The following is a 16,106-nucleotide window of genomic DNA, read 5'->3' as shown; positions in this document are numbered from 1 at the left end:
TAAAGACTCCGCCTCTGCCCAAGTCCACACCAGGTGATCCCACCGAGTGGAGGAAGGGTGACCAGTTGCCGCGTAAAACGGGAACTGAACTGGCTGAAGTCGCTCCGAAAAAAACTGGTGCCAGGCGTACGATGGTGATGGGCTCACTGGATTCATTCACGAGCGGCAGAGTCGCTGGCGACGGCTACCTCAAACCCGCAAAACGTAACCTCCCCGACCTTGTAGTCACTGAGCCCACGCTTCAGAGGGCCGCGTCAGTTCTGCTGAAACTTGCGAACTGTTTCCGTGAAACGAACTTTCGAATTTCAATCGCATGCGGCGAAAGCGGCTTCACACGTAAGGCGCTTGGAAATGAGGACGGGCGGCTGAAGCGATCGGCTTTCGAGACAGATGTTTGGGCGCCAGCTCGGCCAACAATCGTCTTCCTCGGCGAGGTAGCGATAGGACTGACTGTCTACGAGGCTACGGTCGAAAAAGAAATGGTCTACCTCGATGGCCAGTATTTGCCCGTCAAGGAGGCTAAAGCGCTCAAGCCTGGGCTGTGGAACCGAAAGACGAAGACGTTTTACCCGCGGAGTGTTCAGCGTGTTGCTTCCAAACGACTGTGCCTTAGGGCTTATAGCCCCTATGGGCGGGTGGACTGGGCTCATACCTGGACTGAGGACAAAGTTAGTCTCTCGAAACAACTCGACGGCATTGTGTTGGCTTTGGTGGATCGGTCGAAAATATTAGGGCCTCAGATTGCTGAGGCTGACCGGCAGGCGGCAGAAGAGCGAAAGAGGTGGGAGGCTGAGCGCGCAATAGCAACAGCGCGCTACGAGCGTTCTCTGATTATCCAGGCCAGGGAAGACTCGCTACGTAATCTACTGAAGATCATCGACAAGTGGAGTTCTGATAGGAAACTCCAGGATTTTTTCGACGACATCGCCACCCGCTCAGTTGATATGAATCGCGAAGCTCGCGCTGAGCTTTTAGCAAAGGTTGAGGAGGCAAAGTGTCTGCTTGCAAGCTCTGACAGCATTGACGCGCTGATGTCATGGGCGTCGCCTCCACCGAAACCGCCCGACTAAATAACACTATGACAACTGCCCTGGTCAGGTGCTGGAAACTACCGAGTTCCCGGTAGTTTGGCAGGGACAATTACAGACGCATCTCCCGGATGACTCGCCGAGGCTCAAGGCCTTGCGCAAGCGCTCGCCTGGCGTCCTTGGTGAGCTGGTCAAGCGCCTGCTCTTCAAAGGCTGCCGCCATGGCGCTGGCCTTCCTGATTATCAGCAGTGCCAGCTCGGGCGGAAACACCACCTTGTCGGCGGGCAGGTAGTCGCAGTCGATAATGGACATGGGGTAGCCCTTGCAGATGTGGTCGTAATCAACAGCGGTTGGACAGGTGTTTGATTATCCGATAACCGCCGTGATCCCGGTAGTTCGGCGCGCACGGCTGGGACGAGACTACCAATATCAGTCGAGACTACCGGAACTGGTAATTTCGGCGCCCAGGCTTCCATGGCCAGACTGTGGCTTTTCTCCAAACCAGCCTGCTGGTTTTCCACATACGGGCGCCAGCCATCGCTGATAAATCGCCCTTGACGAGTCCCCGACAATTTTTGACGGGCCGCGCTCGTTGTCAGCTCGATAAGTACGCGCCAGCCCTTACAGATCAAGGTGTCCAGCCAAGATGCTGCACATGGTCGGCAGGCGATCCGTCTTACCCTGTCAAAAACTTCGTCAAGGCTGGGTCAAGGTTTTAGCCATTCTGGACGGGGTACTGTGCTCGGATGCGGTGTGATCCTCCGCGCGCCAGGCGTGCCGGTGTTTTCCGGGCAATCAGGCTGCTGTAGACGGTCACAATCCGTCTAGAGCCTGTCCAGAATCGTCTGGGGTCTGTCTGGGGTATGAGACGGCCAATTCCCCTTGTTTGACGGCCACCGCGTGGAATTAGCCTCTGACGCCCACACTACGCCGGTTTCGTCTCATGCCTGTCTCACATCCCGTCAAAGCGTGGTCAAAGTAGCAGGCGCTCGACACCGTGTTGATTCCTACACAGAGTGTCGCTTTCTACACGCCGGAACCTGTTAAAACCTGACATTGAAACGGCTGTCGCGTGTCATTGATGGGGTTGGTTTTCACAGGTCTCATTCAACGTCGTATTCGCGTCATTTGACCCTCATTCATGGGGTTGTTTTGCAAAGCGACGCTCTACCAGTGAAAAGCGCTGCAATACGGTGGAAACCATAGTGGAAACCAGTACCTGGCAGCCTCAACATTTCTCAACCGGCGGTTGCCCAGGTTCGCGCAATGGGGGGTGCGAACCAGACGTGCGAACCTTAGGTGCAAACTTGCTGCCGGTACACATGGGCTAGTGCGTACACATGGCGCTTACCTAGAGCTAGGTATCTAGGCGTCCGTCAGGTATTAACGATGATCACGTTGATGGCCGTCGTTTCTGCTCAAGAATTCGTGTTACTCCAAGATCAATGAGAAATAGCACAAGCAGCAGGACAAGCACGGAAGTTATGAATGCGCTTTGCTGATTGTGAAATGGATTCCACAGGCGGCCTCGCCAGTAGATCAACGTGAATCCAAGACCGTAGAGACAATTGAAAAAAAGCCATGGAATCTGTTCCGCATATGCTCCGCGCATGACCATTGCGGCCACGATCCAAAATGTGGATAGCGCGAATACCACCACCAAAATAAGTGAGCTAGTCTCGACGTCTTTAATGTAAAAGCCTGCAAAACACCATGCAATCCACGAAAGTATGGCAAGCAACATTCCAAAGCTGAATGACAGGCCTCCTGGAAGTTTTCCACAGCCAACGTCCTCAAGATATGCCTCATCATCGAACCAAAACTTCGCACGAATCATGATAAAAAGCACAGCTAACAGAATCACGTTCAGATCGATTGGAGTATCACGAAAGGCGAGGCCGGCGAATACCATACCAAGATTAATGGCAGCGAAAGCGCGATGAATCTGGTGGTGACGCTCGATGTTGTGCATGGCGGCTATCTTCCGTTTCGGAATTGCCCGCTCTATTTTAGTCGAGATTTGAATCTCTAAATTGTGTACGCAGCCGTATCGATTTAAGCCACATTCGTACTACCGGTGCTTGTCGGCTTGCGTACCAGTGCTGGATAAGCTTCTCTCAGAGACGATTTTTCGCACTCTAGTATGCGTGACGTTCCTGCGTGACGCCTGCGTGAAACACCACGGTAGACACTTGACGCGGCTCATTCATGGGGTTCGGTTTCCCCAAATTGGTTTGATGGTTTTGCGACCGGTGAAAAGTGGTCCCTGATGGTGGTCGCTCGCTTGGTAACCAGCCAGGTTATCCGCGCCGGATCTGCCTCAAGCCGTGGATACCAGAGTGGATACCGGGCGACCAGGCGAGCGACAGCGACTTATCAAAACTTAACATTTTGTCGGCACGAGAACCTGTCAAAAACTGTCATCGAGCGCGCACCAGGACCTAACAAAACCTAACGTTGGTTCGAGTGCGCGGGCCTGTAATCCTGTTAACAATTGTCAAGGTTGGAGCTCGTCGGGCGACTCCGTGACGGAGATACCGTTCATGGAGAGTGACAGCTCCTCGGACGAACTTTTGCCCTCCGTTATTCCTGTCCCATAAGACGCTTTACGTCATTGATGTACGCTAAAACGTTTTCGCGGGACTGCTGTAGATTCAAGGCGGCGTGAGCGACACGCTGAGCATAATTTGGGGATACGTCTCCCTGGGCTAATAGTTGAAGAGAGTAGGTTGCTTTCATGTTGTAGCTTCTCGTTGCGGTCGATAGCTCCAAAAGCTTTCCACTCGTCGCCTGAGAGAACTTGCCGCTAAGAGCCGCCTGCTCTGCCGCGATTGGCTGTAAGTAGGTGATAAATATTGGAACGGTCGCTGGCACTTGCCCCTCAGAAAAAATGACGTTCATGGAAGTGCCTGAGGTGCCTGCCTGAATCTCCGTGTATTCAGTAGCTACAAGCATTTTCCAGCGGGCCCGCTCCTCCTTATCCTGCTCTGATGTCTGAATGTGAAAGATCCCTATACCTATTGCCAATGCTAAGGTCACCGAGACTAAAGTCGAACAGAGGGCGTGGGCCCAGCCCCAAGCGATATCGGCTCTTTGGCGGATAGCAAATGCGGAATAAACGCCAGCAATTATCAATGCTGCTACAACGACTACAAATACCATAAAGTTACTTCTCAATAAAATGTGTAAATAGCTGGTTTACTGTGCTTTGACTGAATTCTGCTAGGCAAGATTTAAAATGCCGCCGGGCGCCGAGCGACTTCGTGATAGAACTTAATTTAACGTATGCACCTACGCTAGGTGGACTGCTATGGCTCATCTACAGGCTTCGTATCGATTACGATCACATTTGTGGATTTTTGAAGCAGCTTTTGGATTTCAGAAGCCGAATAGCCTTTTGCATGGATTGAGTCACCCGACTCTGTATGAATGAGTATTTCTCGGCTTTTTCTTGCTTCAATCCACGCAACCACAACCTTCGCTATAGCATTCCAAGGCATAGCATCGGATAAGGCGGTGATTGCCTCAACAACGCCAGAGCCTTGAGGATTGGATGAAAACATATGGATGGGGCCGTGAGAAATTTGAGCCTCATCTAACGCAGCTAAGAATGAGTTTGCGCTATGCCTAAAGAGTGTTAGGCGGACCGAGCTATATATTTCTGTGCTCATTATTTTTCTCGTTGGGTGATCTGGAGAAATATATTAAATAAACAATTTGTTTAGGGTGTTTTTCTCGTTTTCATTACTTTATAAGAGATTGGCTGCGAGTGAGGCCCAAGCTCAATCCGGCCGGCAGTTGCTCTATAGCGATCAGTGCAAGGTTGTCAGTGACAATGCGCTTGTCGTCTAGAACCGCAAATGATGGATGCCACAAAAGAAGCTCCTTATCGAACTCATAGACTAATTGTCGGGCTGGTGCTCCTCGGGCCTTGAGCTTTGCAACCAATGTCGCTGCTTGAGCCGCTGCCGCGGAAAGGCTGTCATGTGCTGCGTAGTGCTTTTTGACGTCCTTGCCTCGTATAAGAAACGACACTTGGCAACCGTCCTGATGAGTATGAATATCTAGTACAGGGTTACGTCGTTCAGCCAAGCACTCGATCAACTTCCGAAGCCAGGCATGAATCGCAGTGTAAGTTCCCTTTCCCGCTTCAGAAGCAATCGAAGTAACGAACGGATTCCACACCACGGCGAGGTAGACCAGACCTAGCCTGATCAACTCTTGCGCAGCGCTTTCGGCGTTGTGGGAAAGCTCAATTCGTTCGATTTTCAATGGCGCATGGGTGGTGACTTGGTTGAGCCAGTAATCATCCACCTCCCTTGGATCTGTCGCTAACTGAATCCAGCAGTCCTCTGACAAGCACGGAAGATGGGCTGGTGATGGTGTGGATTCTTGAGCATCAATTCCAATTTCTTGGAAGCTTATGACATCACCACCTGAGTAATAACCTAAAACGGCGGTGACAAATTGATGGCCGTCCGCGGTCTCGAAACTGGCGCTTTCAAGAACCTGCCCTATAGGTTTTCCCGGATCGTGATTCTGGAGAAGAATGAACGAATGATTGTTGATTTTATCCACCAAGGTTTGAGGGTCGGCGGGGACCAAAAGATGGCCTTGAATGTTTCGCGCATCTGTCCACACGACCGCGGAAACAATATGTCCGTATATCCCATTGGCGTGCCGTCGAATGGCGTTGTCCAGCCACTCGCGGGCCCCAGGGGTTTTATCAACTAAATCAAACATCGAATCTCCACGGATACAGTTTCTTAGGATACGGGCTCAAAGCACAAACCCGACTACATCGAAAATTCGGCCTCAGGGCTGACCCCAAAATCGACGTGGGTCGGTGGAACCTGGATAAATTCTGCCTTTCGAGTCAGCAACTTGTTAGCTTCCTATGGCGTGGGGCCATTTTATTAGCCTCTCTACTTGGAAAAACCTGGCTAAAAGGCGATAAATTAGGCTAGCTCAACTTCCTCCACGACGGGAAGCCAAGCCTTGAATTCTGCTCCGCTTGAAACCCATTTAAACCCGTAAGGCGTGGCCATGAGTAGTGAGTCGTCGGTATTTTTTGGGGCAACGGCGATGCTCCATAGTCCGTGTTCGTTTATCTCAAGAATAAGGGCCGCGTACTGCTCCTGGTTTTCGATGTCAACTATCAAAACTTCAAAGCCTGCCTCAGATATCTCCATTAGTAGCGAAGGTGATACTTCCATATCGGGCCCGATGTAAGCCGCCACCACTCTCCCACCCAGCCGGTCGTTAATCCGTTTTTGTCGCTCGTAAGCGGCATCAACTTGTTGACCAGGTGAGTTGCTAGAAATGGAGAACCTACCATCGCTGGTGAATTCAATTTTCCAAGGCATGGGAGGGTTGTCGCTGAATCGGCCTATGATTGTCCGGGCTGGGCGAAATGATTCTGCAACTTTCTGTTGAAAGGCTTGCAGGAGCTCAAAAAAGTACATTGCGATCTGTAGGGCGGTTTCCACTTCTGAGTTGGATACTAGCTTTGGCTGGCCACCGTTTCTTCGCCTTACCCGTAAGCCTTCTGGGGCCAGTATGTAGTCGGCATGCGCCATGGCATTTCTGATGTCGTCGCGGAAAGCTATCTCCAACAGACGTGCAAGGCCGGTCATCCCTATTTCGGTAGCAATTCGTGCTAAGTGCCGAAACATCGCGTTAGCGTTGGGACCGATCACTGCTCGGGGTTCGGCACGCACTCGAACGAGATTTTGAAACGGCCAGAGGTTGTAGGCCTTCAATTGTGCGACCTGCAGGGTGTTCAGAAGCCCTTCGTAGACGCCGCCAGCCTCTGCAAGGTGTGCGTATAGACAGAGCAACTGGCGAAGCTCGGCACGAGTGAGTGGTGTTCCCTTTGTTCCGAGGACCTTTAACTCCTGGAATACCTCATAGGCTGTGCCGACCGTATTCCAGCCAGCATCCTGCATCCCGCGGAACTCGCCGGACAATGCAGCGGCGGTGTCGATCTCATTGATCTTACACACATAGGCGAACAGATAGGTGAGCTGGGTATTTAACGCATGAAGGTAGGCTTGAGATTCCATTTTCTTGCTTCCGACGTCAGTTGCAGTTGAGGGGGGCGTAACCAGGCCGGCTGGTTACTTTTTGCGGTTACTAGTGTGGTTACCACCTGGCCGTCGACGCCTGGAGCAGCACCACCACCGAGACAAACGATATGGTCTGAGTGGGATCGATTCGTCTGTCTCCGCTCAGAACGCGGTTGGCGTAATGGCAAGTCCGCCAAGAGTTACCGAAATGCGTCGACGAACTGATTCGCCGGACTTCAAATCAACCTCGGTCTCCACAAGGCCGCCGCCACCGCACGCGGAGCTCGGCTTGACGCCCACCACATGCTTGCCTGGAGCTAGCCCGAACTTGGCTACCTCACCAGAAGAAAGCTCTGCAGCCAGCGTACCGTCGATGTAGAACCGGTGGTTGCAGCCGGCCCCGAACATACCGCTGTCACGCGTAACAATGAGATGGGTGCCTCCCTGGGAGGGGAAAGCATAAAGCCTTGATGGCGGTACCGGATCGGCATCACCGGCGGAAATTGGAGAAGTTGAGCAGCCAACCAGAAGTATCGAAGAGATCGCTAGCAGTCCGATTAAACGCATAGTCTCGTCATCCATTCACGACACACAGGAGCATGGAAACTACCACGCTCCCGTGCGTCTTTTAAATGATTAGCCGGCCAAGAAAACCCTCCCGACCAATAATGGCTTCGCTCATGCCGGGATAGCCTCAGCCCAGGTACCGACGGCGACAACGCTGGAGCCGACCAACATCTTTCCGTAGATGACAGGCACGGGAAGGCCTTGCTGCGTTGAGTTGAACGCGCCGTTGAAGAGGTAGCTGGGTTTGTTTTCGGTAGTGGCTTGCTCTTGCTGGCTGGGCGACTTGGGTACCGGAGACAGCATTTGCATGACGCCGCCTGCAACCATGGTGTAGTGGTCAACTAATCCCGGACACGGGGAAAACATGACGCTCGAAGGCGCCCATGATTCGCTTCGACGTGCCCGCATCCCAGTTGGTGAGTCGTGACGTGTACCACTCTCTTGCCAGCGGCTCGAATGTTTCGGCGGCAGTGTTTCTTTCCGCTTTCTTGCGAGCCTGCTTGGTAATGATGGGGTTCTTTCCATCAGCAGCGTCCGCGCGCAGCTCGGCAGCTTTCTGCCTGGCCACCGACCCGCTCACATCGGGATAACCACCCAGCCCGAGCCATGACCATTTCCCGTCAGGCTTCTTGTACCGAAGCTGCCAGGACTTCTGACCGTCAGTTTTCACGCGGAAATAAAGGCTGTTCCCGTCGAGCTCGCGATACTCCTTGGCGTCAGGCTCTAGCCCGGCCAATGCGGTATCGGAGAGGGGGCGGCGCTTTATCTCTGAACGCTTCATCTGACCTGTATCCCTTCGGTTCAATTATTTGCCGAGGATACACAGGGGGATACACAGAGGGAAGGTATAGGGGGATACAAGGAGGGATAGCCAGAAACAAGAAAGCCCGCACTAGGCGGGCTTCTTGTTTTGATTCAGAGACATCTAGAGACATCTGTGAATCGGTACTTGGTGGCTACACAGGGACTTGAACCCCGGACCCCAGCATTATGAATGCTATGCTCTAACCAACTGAGCTATGTAGCCAAGTGGCGCGCATTATTGGCTCGTAATGAAGATGTGTCAAGCGTAAATCTAAAATATTTCTCTACGCTTTCAACCGCTTATCCACCTGACCCGCAAAATCGGGCCAGGGGAGGGCGTCAACCGAGCTGAAATCTCCCGGTATTGGCACTCAGCGCTTTGCTGCCTTGGCTCAAGGTGTCCGCAGCCAGGTTCACCGCCCGCGCGCCTTCGAGCAGGCGTACCGCCGCCTGATCGACTTGCTGGATGTTGCCGCTGACTTCGTCGGCGGTGCTGGCTTGCTCTTCTACCGCCGTAGCAATTTGCGCCAGGGTGTCGGTGACGCCTTGTACCGCGTGGGCGATTTCCCCGAGGCGTTCGCCCAACCCTGTGACCGACTGCGCATCGGATTGCGCCTGGCCGCACGCGGCTTCCATCAGGCTTACGGCTTCATTCACCGTGCTACGCAAACTGTCGACGGTGCCGGCGATCTGCGCGGTGGACGATTGGGTGCGTTGCGACAGGCTGCGCACCTCATCGGCGACCACCGCAAAGCCTCGACCCTGTTCACCCGCACGAGCGGCTTCGATGGCGGCGTTGAGCGCCAACAGGTTGGTCTGCTCGGCAACCCCGCGAATGGTGTCGACCACCAACTGGATCTGCTGGCCTTGTTCGCTGACCCGTCCGAGTGCCGCCGCCGTTTCGTTCAAACGCTGGTTGAGCTGTTGAATGCTCGCGGTGGTACGTTGGCTGTCACGGCTGCTGTCGGCAGCAATGCGCTGGGTGTGCTGGGCGCTGCCGGAAGCCTGTTCGCAACTCTGGGCGACGCCTTGGGAGGTGGCGGCCAATTGCGTTGCCGCCGCCGCGATCTGACTGATCTGCAATTGTTGGGCTTCGACTTCGCCCAGCGCACCGCTGGAATGATGGTTGAGCGTGCGCACCGCATTACTCAGCTGCAGGGTTTCGTGATCGACCCCCAGCAGGCTGTTGCGCAGTTGCACCACGGCGACGTTGAGTGCGGTGCTGATCGCCGCCAGTTCGTCGCGGCCTTCAACCGGCACTTGCAGGCTCAGATTGCCGTCGCGCAAGGCTTCGGCCAGCAGCGTGATGCCGCTGGCGCTGCGACGGATCGAGGCCTGCAAGCAGATAAACAGGTACAGCGCGGCCAGCAACAGGCAACCAAAAATCGCCGCCACCACAATGAACTGGCGGATCGCCGAGCCGTGGTAGTAATCCAGACGCTGATCCAGCGAGACCAACGACTGCTGGCGCAGCGAAGCGAGGTCGGTGAGCAGGCTGTCCAGGCTGCGTTCGAACTCCTCGGGCTTGAGTTTGATGCTGCCGCCAAATACGCCGTCATCAAGGACTTTCAGCTCGGCATCGAGGTGTTTGAGGCTGTCATGGTATTGACCGGCCCAAGTCTGCAAGGCACTGGGCAGACGTGCTTCCAGAAGCGTGGCGGTTTTCGCCAGCTGCTCACGGGCGTCGCCGATGCGGCTGCGCAGATCGCGCAATTGCAGACGGCTTTGCAGGGTGAACTGACCGGACACCACCGACGCCTGGCCGACGCTGGCCAGACGGCCTACGCGCTCAATCAGGTCCGGCGCGTGTTGCGTGGAAATCTGCGTCAGCAGGTAGGTTTCCAGCCATGGTGCCAGCGTCAGACGATTGTCCATGGCGATCTGTTCACGCAAGGCCTGCAGAGCGCTCAAGGCATTGGTGAAACGATCGTAACCATCCGGCCACCAGCCGACGCTGCTCAGGCTTTTCGAGTCGAGCCCATCGAGGGCTGTCTGCAGGGCTTGATAGCGGGCCAGGGTTTCGCCCACGGCGCCTTCGGTTTGCAACGCGTTGCCAAGGTCCGTGGTGGCTTGGGCGACCGCTGGCTGAACCGCATCGAACGCAGCCATCGCAGCAAGAGTGGCCGGTGTCGGCTGGCGATTGGTCTCGGTGGCACGCCAGCGCGCGGCGCGGTCACGCTGGGCGGCGAGCAGGTTATCCAGCGCATCCAGCGCGAGCAGTTGCCGGACCCCGGCACGCTCGCCGGAAATCAGGTTGAGTTTGGCGCGATAGTCCTGGCCGATCATCAGCAGGCTGCCTGCGAGTGGCAGGATAAACAGCAGAAACAACAGCTGAAACTTGCGGGCGAAGCCAAAACGCCCCAGCAACCCGATCCCCGGAGATAAAAAAGCCTGCATGCCCCATGACTCCCCTGGACACCACGCACCAATCGCGTGCGTCGAGGTCGTAGCGACCGCGACATGTGCCCGTTTTAAAGGCCTCGAAAGTTCACCCTCGCCAGCTCTGTAGGCCGACTCTGTAGCGAAACTTCCCATTCTCGGTGCCCTTTGTAAGGGCGCCGCGTTGAAGGGAATAAACAAGGCAAGATTCAGACCATGGCGTTGCGCTATTACCGTCTGAATTTAGTTCGTTAGCTGGCTAAGGGGATGGCGCTGCTGCACTGAAAAATGGCACATTGACCCACCTGCCCGTGTGCACCCATCTGTTGTACGGAATTTCCCATGGCTATCAGCAATGCCCAGACCGGCGCGACGCCGGCATCCGCGACTTCACAAAGCAGCCCTCTGGTCATGCGCATCATCGGCGCCGTGGCGCTGGCGCATTTGATCAACGACCTGATTCAGTCGGTGCTGCCTTCGATCTATCCGATGCTCAAGGCCAACTATGGCCTGACCTTTACCCAGGTCGGCCTGATCACCCTGACCTTCCAGCTGACCGCTTCGCTATTGCAGCCGTGGGTCGGTTACCACACCGATCGCCACCCCAAACCCTGGCTGCTGCCGGCCGGGACGGTGTGCACATTGATCGGCATTTTGATGATGTCGGTGGTCGGCACCTTTCCATTGATTCTGCTGGCGGCGGGGTTGATCGGCATCGGCTCGTCGACCTTTCACCCGGAAGCGTCTCGCGTGGCGCGGCTGGCGTCGGGCGGGCGATTTGGCCTGGCGCAATCGACTTTCCAGGTGGGCGGTAACGCGGGCTCCGCTTTCGGCCCGTTGCTGGCGGCGGCGATCATCATTCCGTTCGGTCAGGGCCATGTGGCGTGGTTTGGTTTGTTCGCAGTGTTTGCGCTGTTTGTGCTTTACCGGATCAGCCGCTGGTACGCCAATCACCTGAGCCTGTTCAAACTCAAGCAAGGCCAGGCGGCGACGCATGGCTTGTCGAAGGGCCGGGTTATCAGCGCGCTGGTGGTGCTCGGGTTGCTGGTGTTCTCCAAGTACTTCTACATGGCCAGTTTCACCAGCTACTTCACCTTCTACCTGATCGAGAAGTTCGACCTGTCGGTGGCCAGTTCGCAGCTGCATTTATTCCTGTTTCTGGGGGCGGTGGCGGCGGGGACGTTCTTCGGTGGACCGATCGGCGACAAGATCGGGCGTAAGGCGGTGATCTGGTTTTCGATCCTTGGGGTCGCGCCGTTCACCTTGATCCTGCCGCATGTTGACTTGTTCTGGACCAGCATTCTGAGCGTGGTGATCGGCTTCATCCTGGCTTCGGCATTCTCGGCCATTGTGGTTTATGCACAGGAATTGGTGCCGGGCAATGTCGGGATGATCGCCGGGGTGTTCTTCGGGCTGATGTTCGGTTTCGGCGGGATTGGCGCGGCGCTGCTGGGGCACCTGGCGGACGTGCACGGTATCGAATACGTGTACTTCCTGTGCTCGTTCCTGCCGCTGTTGGGTGTGTTGGCAATCTTGCTGCCAAGAACCAATAAGGCATGATCTGACAGCATCCTCCTGAGGGAGCGAGCTGCTCGCTCAGAAGATTGATGGTGTGGCAGGTATTTATTTCAGGTGCAAAAAAGCCGCGTATCAAACGCGGCTTTTTCTTGGGCGGGTGTCCCGTCTGAATGACTCAGACGTTGAAGCGGAAGTGCATCACGTCGCCGTCTTTCACGATGTAGTCCTTGCCTTCCAGACGCCATTTGCCGGCTTCTTTGGCACCGGCTTCGCCCTTGTACTGGATGAAGTCGTCGTAGGCGATGACTTCGGCGCGGATGAAGCCTTTTTCGAAGTCGGTGTGGATCACGCCGGCGGCTTGCGGTGCGGTGGCACCGACGCGGACGGTCCAGGCGCGGACTTCTTCGACACCGGCGGTGAAGTAGGTCTGCAGGTGCAGCATTTCGTAGCCGGCGCGGATCACGCGGTTCAGGCCAGGTTCTTCCAGGCCCAGGGCTTCGAGGAACATGTCTTTTTCTTCGCCGTCTTCCAGCTCGGCGATTTCGGCTTCGATCTTGTTGCAGACCGGAACCACCATGGCGCCTTCTTCTTCGGCGATGGCTTTGACGATGTCCAGCAGCGGGTTGTTCTCGAAACCGTCTTCGGCGACGTTGGCGATGTACATGACCGGCTTGGTGGTCAGCAGGTGGAAGCCACGGATCACCGCCTTGTCGTCGGCTGCCATGTTCTTCATCAAGGTGCGCGCAGGTTTGCCGAGGGTGAAGTGAGCGATCAACTGCTCCAGCAGGCCCTTCTGGACAACGGCGTCCTTGTCCCCGCCCTTGGCGTTACGGGCGACTTTCTGCAGTTGCTTTTCGCAGCTGTCGAGGTCGGCAAAGATCAGTTCCAGGTCGATGATCTCGATGTCGCGTTTCGGGTCGACGCTGTTGGAGACGTGAATCACGTTCTCGTCTTCGAAGCAGCGGACCACGTGGGCGATGGCATCGGTTTCACGGATGTTGGCGAGGAATTTGTTGCCCAGGCCTTCACCTTTCGAGGCGCCGGCAACGAGGCCCGCGATGTCGACGAATTCCATGGTGGTCGGCAGGATGCGCTTTGGATTGACGATGGCCGCCAGGGCTTCCAGTCGTGGATCCGGCATCGGCACGATACCGGTGTTCGGCTCGATGGTGCAGAAGGGGAAGTTCTCGGCCGCGATCCCGGATTTGGTCAGGGCGTTGAACAGGGTGGACTTGCCGACGTTAGGCAGGCCGACGATGCCGCAATTGAATCCCATGGTGTTTCCCCTCGGATAAGAGTCAGGCCTTCTGGCTGTGCAGGTTTTTCATCGCGCGGTTCCATTCCCCGGCGAGGATATCCGGCAGCACGCCGAGGGCAAAGTCGATGCTGGCATCGAGTTTTTCCTGTTCGGCGCGTGGCGCACGACCCAGGACGAAATTTGAAACCATACTGGCTACGCCCGGGTGGCCAATGCCAAGCCGCAAGCGGTAGAAGGTATTCTGATTGCCCAGTTGCGCGATGATGTCGCGCAACCCGTTGTGACCGCCATGGCCGCCGCCCTGTTTGAGTTTGGCAACGCCCGGTGGCAGGTCGAGTTCGTCATGCGCCACGAGGATTTCTTCCGGCTTGATGCGAAAGAAGCCGGCAAGCGCCGCTACGGCCTGGCCGCTGCGGTTCATGTACGTGGTGGGGATCAGCAGACGAACATCCTGACCCTGATGCGAATAGCGCCCGGTCAGGCCGAAATATTTGCGATCCGCCACAAGGTTCACGCCTTGTGCGTTCGCGATGCGCTCAACAAAAAGGGCCCCTGCGTTATGCCGGGTCTGTTCGTATTCAGCGCCTGGATTTCCCAGGCCAACGATCAGTTTGATGGCAGTCACGATAGGGGCCCTTCCTTGGAGTGGTGGATAACATCGCCGCAACCTGGGTGTGCGGCGAAAGTGGACGACAAGTGCTCATTTACCATTATGTAAACTCCGCGTTCTCGCCCGCTTTCTCGCTACGTTCCAGTCCGCGATGTTACCGGGTCACTCCGGCATCACAGAGTAAATTACTCTGCTGCGCCTTCTTCGGTAGCTTCTGGAGCAACACGTGGAGCGTGGACGTTGGCAACAGCCTTGTCATCGCCGTGTGCCAGAGCAACAAACTCAACGCCTTTAGGGGCTTTGAGGTCGGACAGGTGAATGATCGAGCCGATTTCGGCGTTAGCCAGGTCGACTTCGATGAATTCAGGCAGGTCCTTAGGCAGGCAGCTCACTTCGATCTCGGCAACAACGTGCGAAACTTCGCCGCCTTTCTTGATCGGAGCTTCTTCACCAACAAAGTGTACAGGCACGATAGCGGTCAGTTTCTGGCCAGCTACAACGCGTACGAAGTCAGCGTGCATCACGTGGCCTTTGGCCGGGTGACGCTGCAGAGCCTTGATGATTACGTTTTGCTTGGTGCCGCCAACGTTCAGCTCGATGATGTGGCTGTAAGCCGCTTCGTTTTCGAGCAGTTTGGCAACTTCTTTAGCCAGCATGCTGATGGATTCAGGGGCTTTTTCGCCACCGTAAACTACAGCTGGTACCAGGCTTGCGAGACGACGCAGGCGGCGGCTCGCACCTTTCCCCAGGTCGGAACGCACTTCAGCATTCAGAGTAAATTCGTTCATGTTGTATCTCCAAAATAACCACATTCGCCCCAGCGTTTGCGACCAGCGCTAAAGGCGATATGGGCAAAAAAGCCCCGCCCCGACAGGAATGCCGGGGCGGGGCGCTTTTCGTCAACGAGATGTTCGAGAAGGGCAGGGCCCTTAACGGAACATCGCGCTGATCGATTCTTCGTTGCTGATGCGGCGGACCGCTTCGGCAACTACCGGCGCGATATCCAGTTGACGGATACGCGAGCAGGCTTGAGCAGCAGCGGACAACGGGATGGTGTTGGTCACCACCAGTTCGTCCAGCATGGAATTTTCAATGTTTTCGATCGCCCGACCGGACAGCACAGGGTGTGTGCAGTAGGCGAAAACCTTGGCAGCGCCATGCTCTTTCAAAGCCTTTGCCGCGTGGCACAGAGTGCCGGCGGTATCGACCATGTCATCGACCAGAATACAGGTACGCCCTTCGACATCACCGATGATATGCATCACTTCAGAGTGATTGGCTTTCTCACGGCGTTTGTCGATGATCCCGAGATCCACACCCAGGGATTTGGCAACAGCACGTGCACGCACGACGCCGCCAATGTCCGGGGACACAATCATCAGGTTTTCGAAGCGCTGATCTTCAATGTCATCCACCAATACTGGGGAGCCGTAGATGTTATCTACCGGAATATCGAAGAAACCCTGGATCTGGTCAGCATGCAGATCAACCGTGAGAACACGGTCGATGCCGACTACGGTAAGCATGTCAGCGACGACTTTCGCGCTGATAGCCACACGTGCGGAACGCGGACGGCGATCCTGACGGGCATAACCAAAGTAAGGAATAACAGCAGTGATACGAGTAGCCGAGGAGCGGCGGAAGGCATCAGCCATCACTACCAGTTCCATCAGGTTGTCGTTGGTCGGAGCGCAAGTCGGCTGAATAATGAAGACGTCTTTACCGCGGACGTTTTCATTGATCTCGGCTGTAATTTCGCCGTCGGAAAACTTGCCGACAGAGATGTCACCGAGAGGGATATGCAGCTGACGTACGACACGTCGAGCCAGATCGGGGTTAGCGTTCCCCGTAAAGACCATCATCTTGGACACGC

Annotated in this window: 15 protein-coding genes, 1 tRNA gene and 2 pseudogenes; 2 read left to right on the top strand and 16 right to left on the bottom strand. The window is 55.6% G+C overall.

What is annotated here, in order from left to right:
• The first annotated feature begins 137 nt into the window (after positions 1–137).
• A complete protein-coding gene (locus tag ACM1ZW_RS04000; protein ID WP_416740194.1) occupies positions 138–1,070 on the top strand; it encodes a hypothetical protein in 933 nt (310 codons plus the stop codon).
• 70 nt (positions 1,071–1,140) lie between these two features.
• Here ACM1ZW_RS04000 and ACM1ZW_RS03995 read toward each other — a convergent pair whose 3' ends face one another.
• The 12 genes and pseudogenes from ACM1ZW_RS03995 to ACM1ZW_RS03940 all read right to left on the bottom strand — a co-directional run.
• Positions 1,141–1,341 carry a hypothetical protein gene (locus tag ACM1ZW_RS03995; RefSeq protein ID WP_416740193.1) on the bottom strand — a complete coding sequence of 67 codons (201 nt, stop codon included), beginning with the start codon at positions 1,339–1,341 and terminating at the stop codon, positions 1,141–1,143.
• 1,081 nt (positions 1,342–2,422) lie between these two features.
• On the bottom strand, positions 2,423–3,001 hold the full coding sequence (locus ACM1ZW_RS03990; RefSeq protein ID WP_416740192.1) for a hypothetical protein: 579 nt from the start codon (positions 2,999–3,001) through the stop codon (positions 2,423–2,425).
• Positions 3,002–3,612: 611 nt separating this feature from the next.
• Entirely contained in the window at positions 3,613–4,191 is a 579-nt protein-coding gene (locus ACM1ZW_RS03985; RefSeq protein WP_416740191.1) for a hypothetical protein, read from the bottom strand.
• A 146-nt stretch (positions 4,192–4,337) separates the two neighbouring features.
• On the bottom strand, positions 4,338–4,700 hold the full coding sequence (locus tag ACM1ZW_RS03980) for a hypothetical protein (RefSeq protein WP_416740190.1): 363 nt from the start codon (positions 4,698–4,700) through the stop codon (positions 4,338–4,340).
• A 73-nt stretch (positions 4,701–4,773) separates the two neighbouring features.
• The gene (locus ACM1ZW_RS03975) at positions 4,774–5,772 is read right to left on the bottom strand and encodes a hypothetical protein (RefSeq protein WP_416740189.1); all 999 of its coding nucleotides are present in this window, start codon (positions 5,770–5,772) and stop codon (positions 4,774–4,776) included.
• Between the two features lie 215 nt (positions 5,773–5,987).
• The gene (locus ACM1ZW_RS03970) at positions 5,988–7,094 is read right to left on the bottom strand and encodes a hypothetical protein (protein ID WP_416740188.1); all 1,107 of its coding nucleotides are present in this window, start codon (positions 7,092–7,094) and stop codon (positions 5,988–5,990) included.
• A gap of 165 nt (positions 7,095–7,259) precedes the next feature.
• The gene (locus tag ACM1ZW_RS03965; RefSeq protein WP_416740187.1) at positions 7,260–7,679 is read right to left on the bottom strand and encodes a hypothetical protein; all 420 of its coding nucleotides are present in this window, start codon (positions 7,677–7,679) and stop codon (positions 7,260–7,262) included.
• Positions 7,680–7,775: 96 nt separating this feature from the next.
• Complete coding sequence (locus tag ACM1ZW_RS03960) at positions 7,776–7,973, bottom strand: hypothetical protein (RefSeq protein WP_416740186.1); 198 nt, start codon at positions 7,971–7,973, stop codon at positions 7,776–7,778.
• Between the two features lie 37 nt (positions 7,974–8,010).
• Positions 8,011–8,445: pseudogene (locus tag ACM1ZW_RS03955) on the bottom strand (tyrosine-type recombinase/integrase); the annotation flags it as partial.
• Between the two features lie 169 nt (positions 8,446–8,614).
• Positions 8,615–8,691 (bottom strand) — tRNA-Met (locus ACM1ZW_RS03950).
• A 116-nt stretch (positions 8,692–8,807) separates the two neighbouring features.
• Positions 8,808–9,608: a methyl-accepting chemotaxis protein gene (locus tag ACM1ZW_RS03945; RefSeq protein WP_416740798.1), complete on the bottom strand. Its 801-nt coding sequence runs from the start codon at positions 9,606–9,608 to the stop codon at positions 8,808–8,810.
• A 105-nt stretch (positions 9,609–9,713) separates the two neighbouring features.
• Positions 9,714–10,343 (bottom strand): annotated as a pseudogene (locus tag ACM1ZW_RS03940) (methyl-accepting chemotaxis protein); the annotation flags it as partial.
• An 846-nt stretch (positions 10,344–11,189) separates the two neighbouring features.
• Here ACM1ZW_RS03940 and ACM1ZW_RS03935 point away from each other — a divergent pair.
• Positions 11,190–12,407 carry an MFS transporter gene (locus ACM1ZW_RS03935; protein ID WP_017340761.1) on the top strand — a complete coding sequence of 406 codons (1,218 nt, stop codon included), beginning with the start codon at positions 11,190–11,192 and terminating at the stop codon, positions 12,405–12,407.
• A gap of 133 nt (positions 12,408–12,540) precedes the next feature.
• Here the strand turns inward: ACM1ZW_RS03935 and ychF are convergent, their stop codons facing one another.
• From ychF to ACM1ZW_RS03915, 4 genes are all read right to left on the bottom strand, one after another.
• On the bottom strand, positions 12,541–13,641 hold the full coding sequence (ychF, locus tag ACM1ZW_RS03930) for a redox-regulated ATPase YchF (protein ID WP_017340760.1): 1,101 nt from the start codon (positions 13,639–13,641) through the stop codon (positions 12,541–12,543).
• A gap of 22 nt (positions 13,642–13,663) precedes the next feature.
• Positions 13,664–14,248: an aminoacyl-tRNA hydrolase gene (pth, locus tag ACM1ZW_RS03925; RefSeq protein ID WP_008037207.1), complete on the bottom strand. Its 585-nt coding sequence runs from the start codon at positions 14,246–14,248 to the stop codon at positions 13,664–13,666.
• Between the two features lie 170 nt (positions 14,249–14,418).
• Positions 14,419–15,021 carry a 50S ribosomal protein L25/general stress protein Ctc gene (locus ACM1ZW_RS03920; RefSeq protein WP_017340759.1) on the bottom strand — a complete coding sequence of 201 codons (603 nt, stop codon included), beginning with the start codon at positions 15,019–15,021 and terminating at the stop codon, positions 14,419–14,421.
• Between the two features lie 141 nt (positions 15,022–15,162).
• Positions 15,163–16,104 (bottom strand): ribose-phosphate pyrophosphokinase, encoded by a 942-nt coding sequence (locus ACM1ZW_RS03915; RefSeq protein ID WP_003208392.1) that lies wholly within the window; start codon positions 16,102–16,104, stop codon positions 15,163–15,165.
• Between the last annotated feature and the right edge of the window lie 2 nt (positions 16,105–16,106).

Origin of the sequence: Pseudomonas sp. NFX71 (genome assembly GCF_048079215.1) — a bacterium.
GTDB lineage: Bacteria > Pseudomonadota > Gammaproteobacteria > Pseudomonadales > Pseudomonadaceae > Aquipseudomonas > Aquipseudomonas fluorescens_B.
Note: the sequence above shows the minus strand (reverse complement) of the source record. Positions and strands in the feature narration are given on the sequence as shown.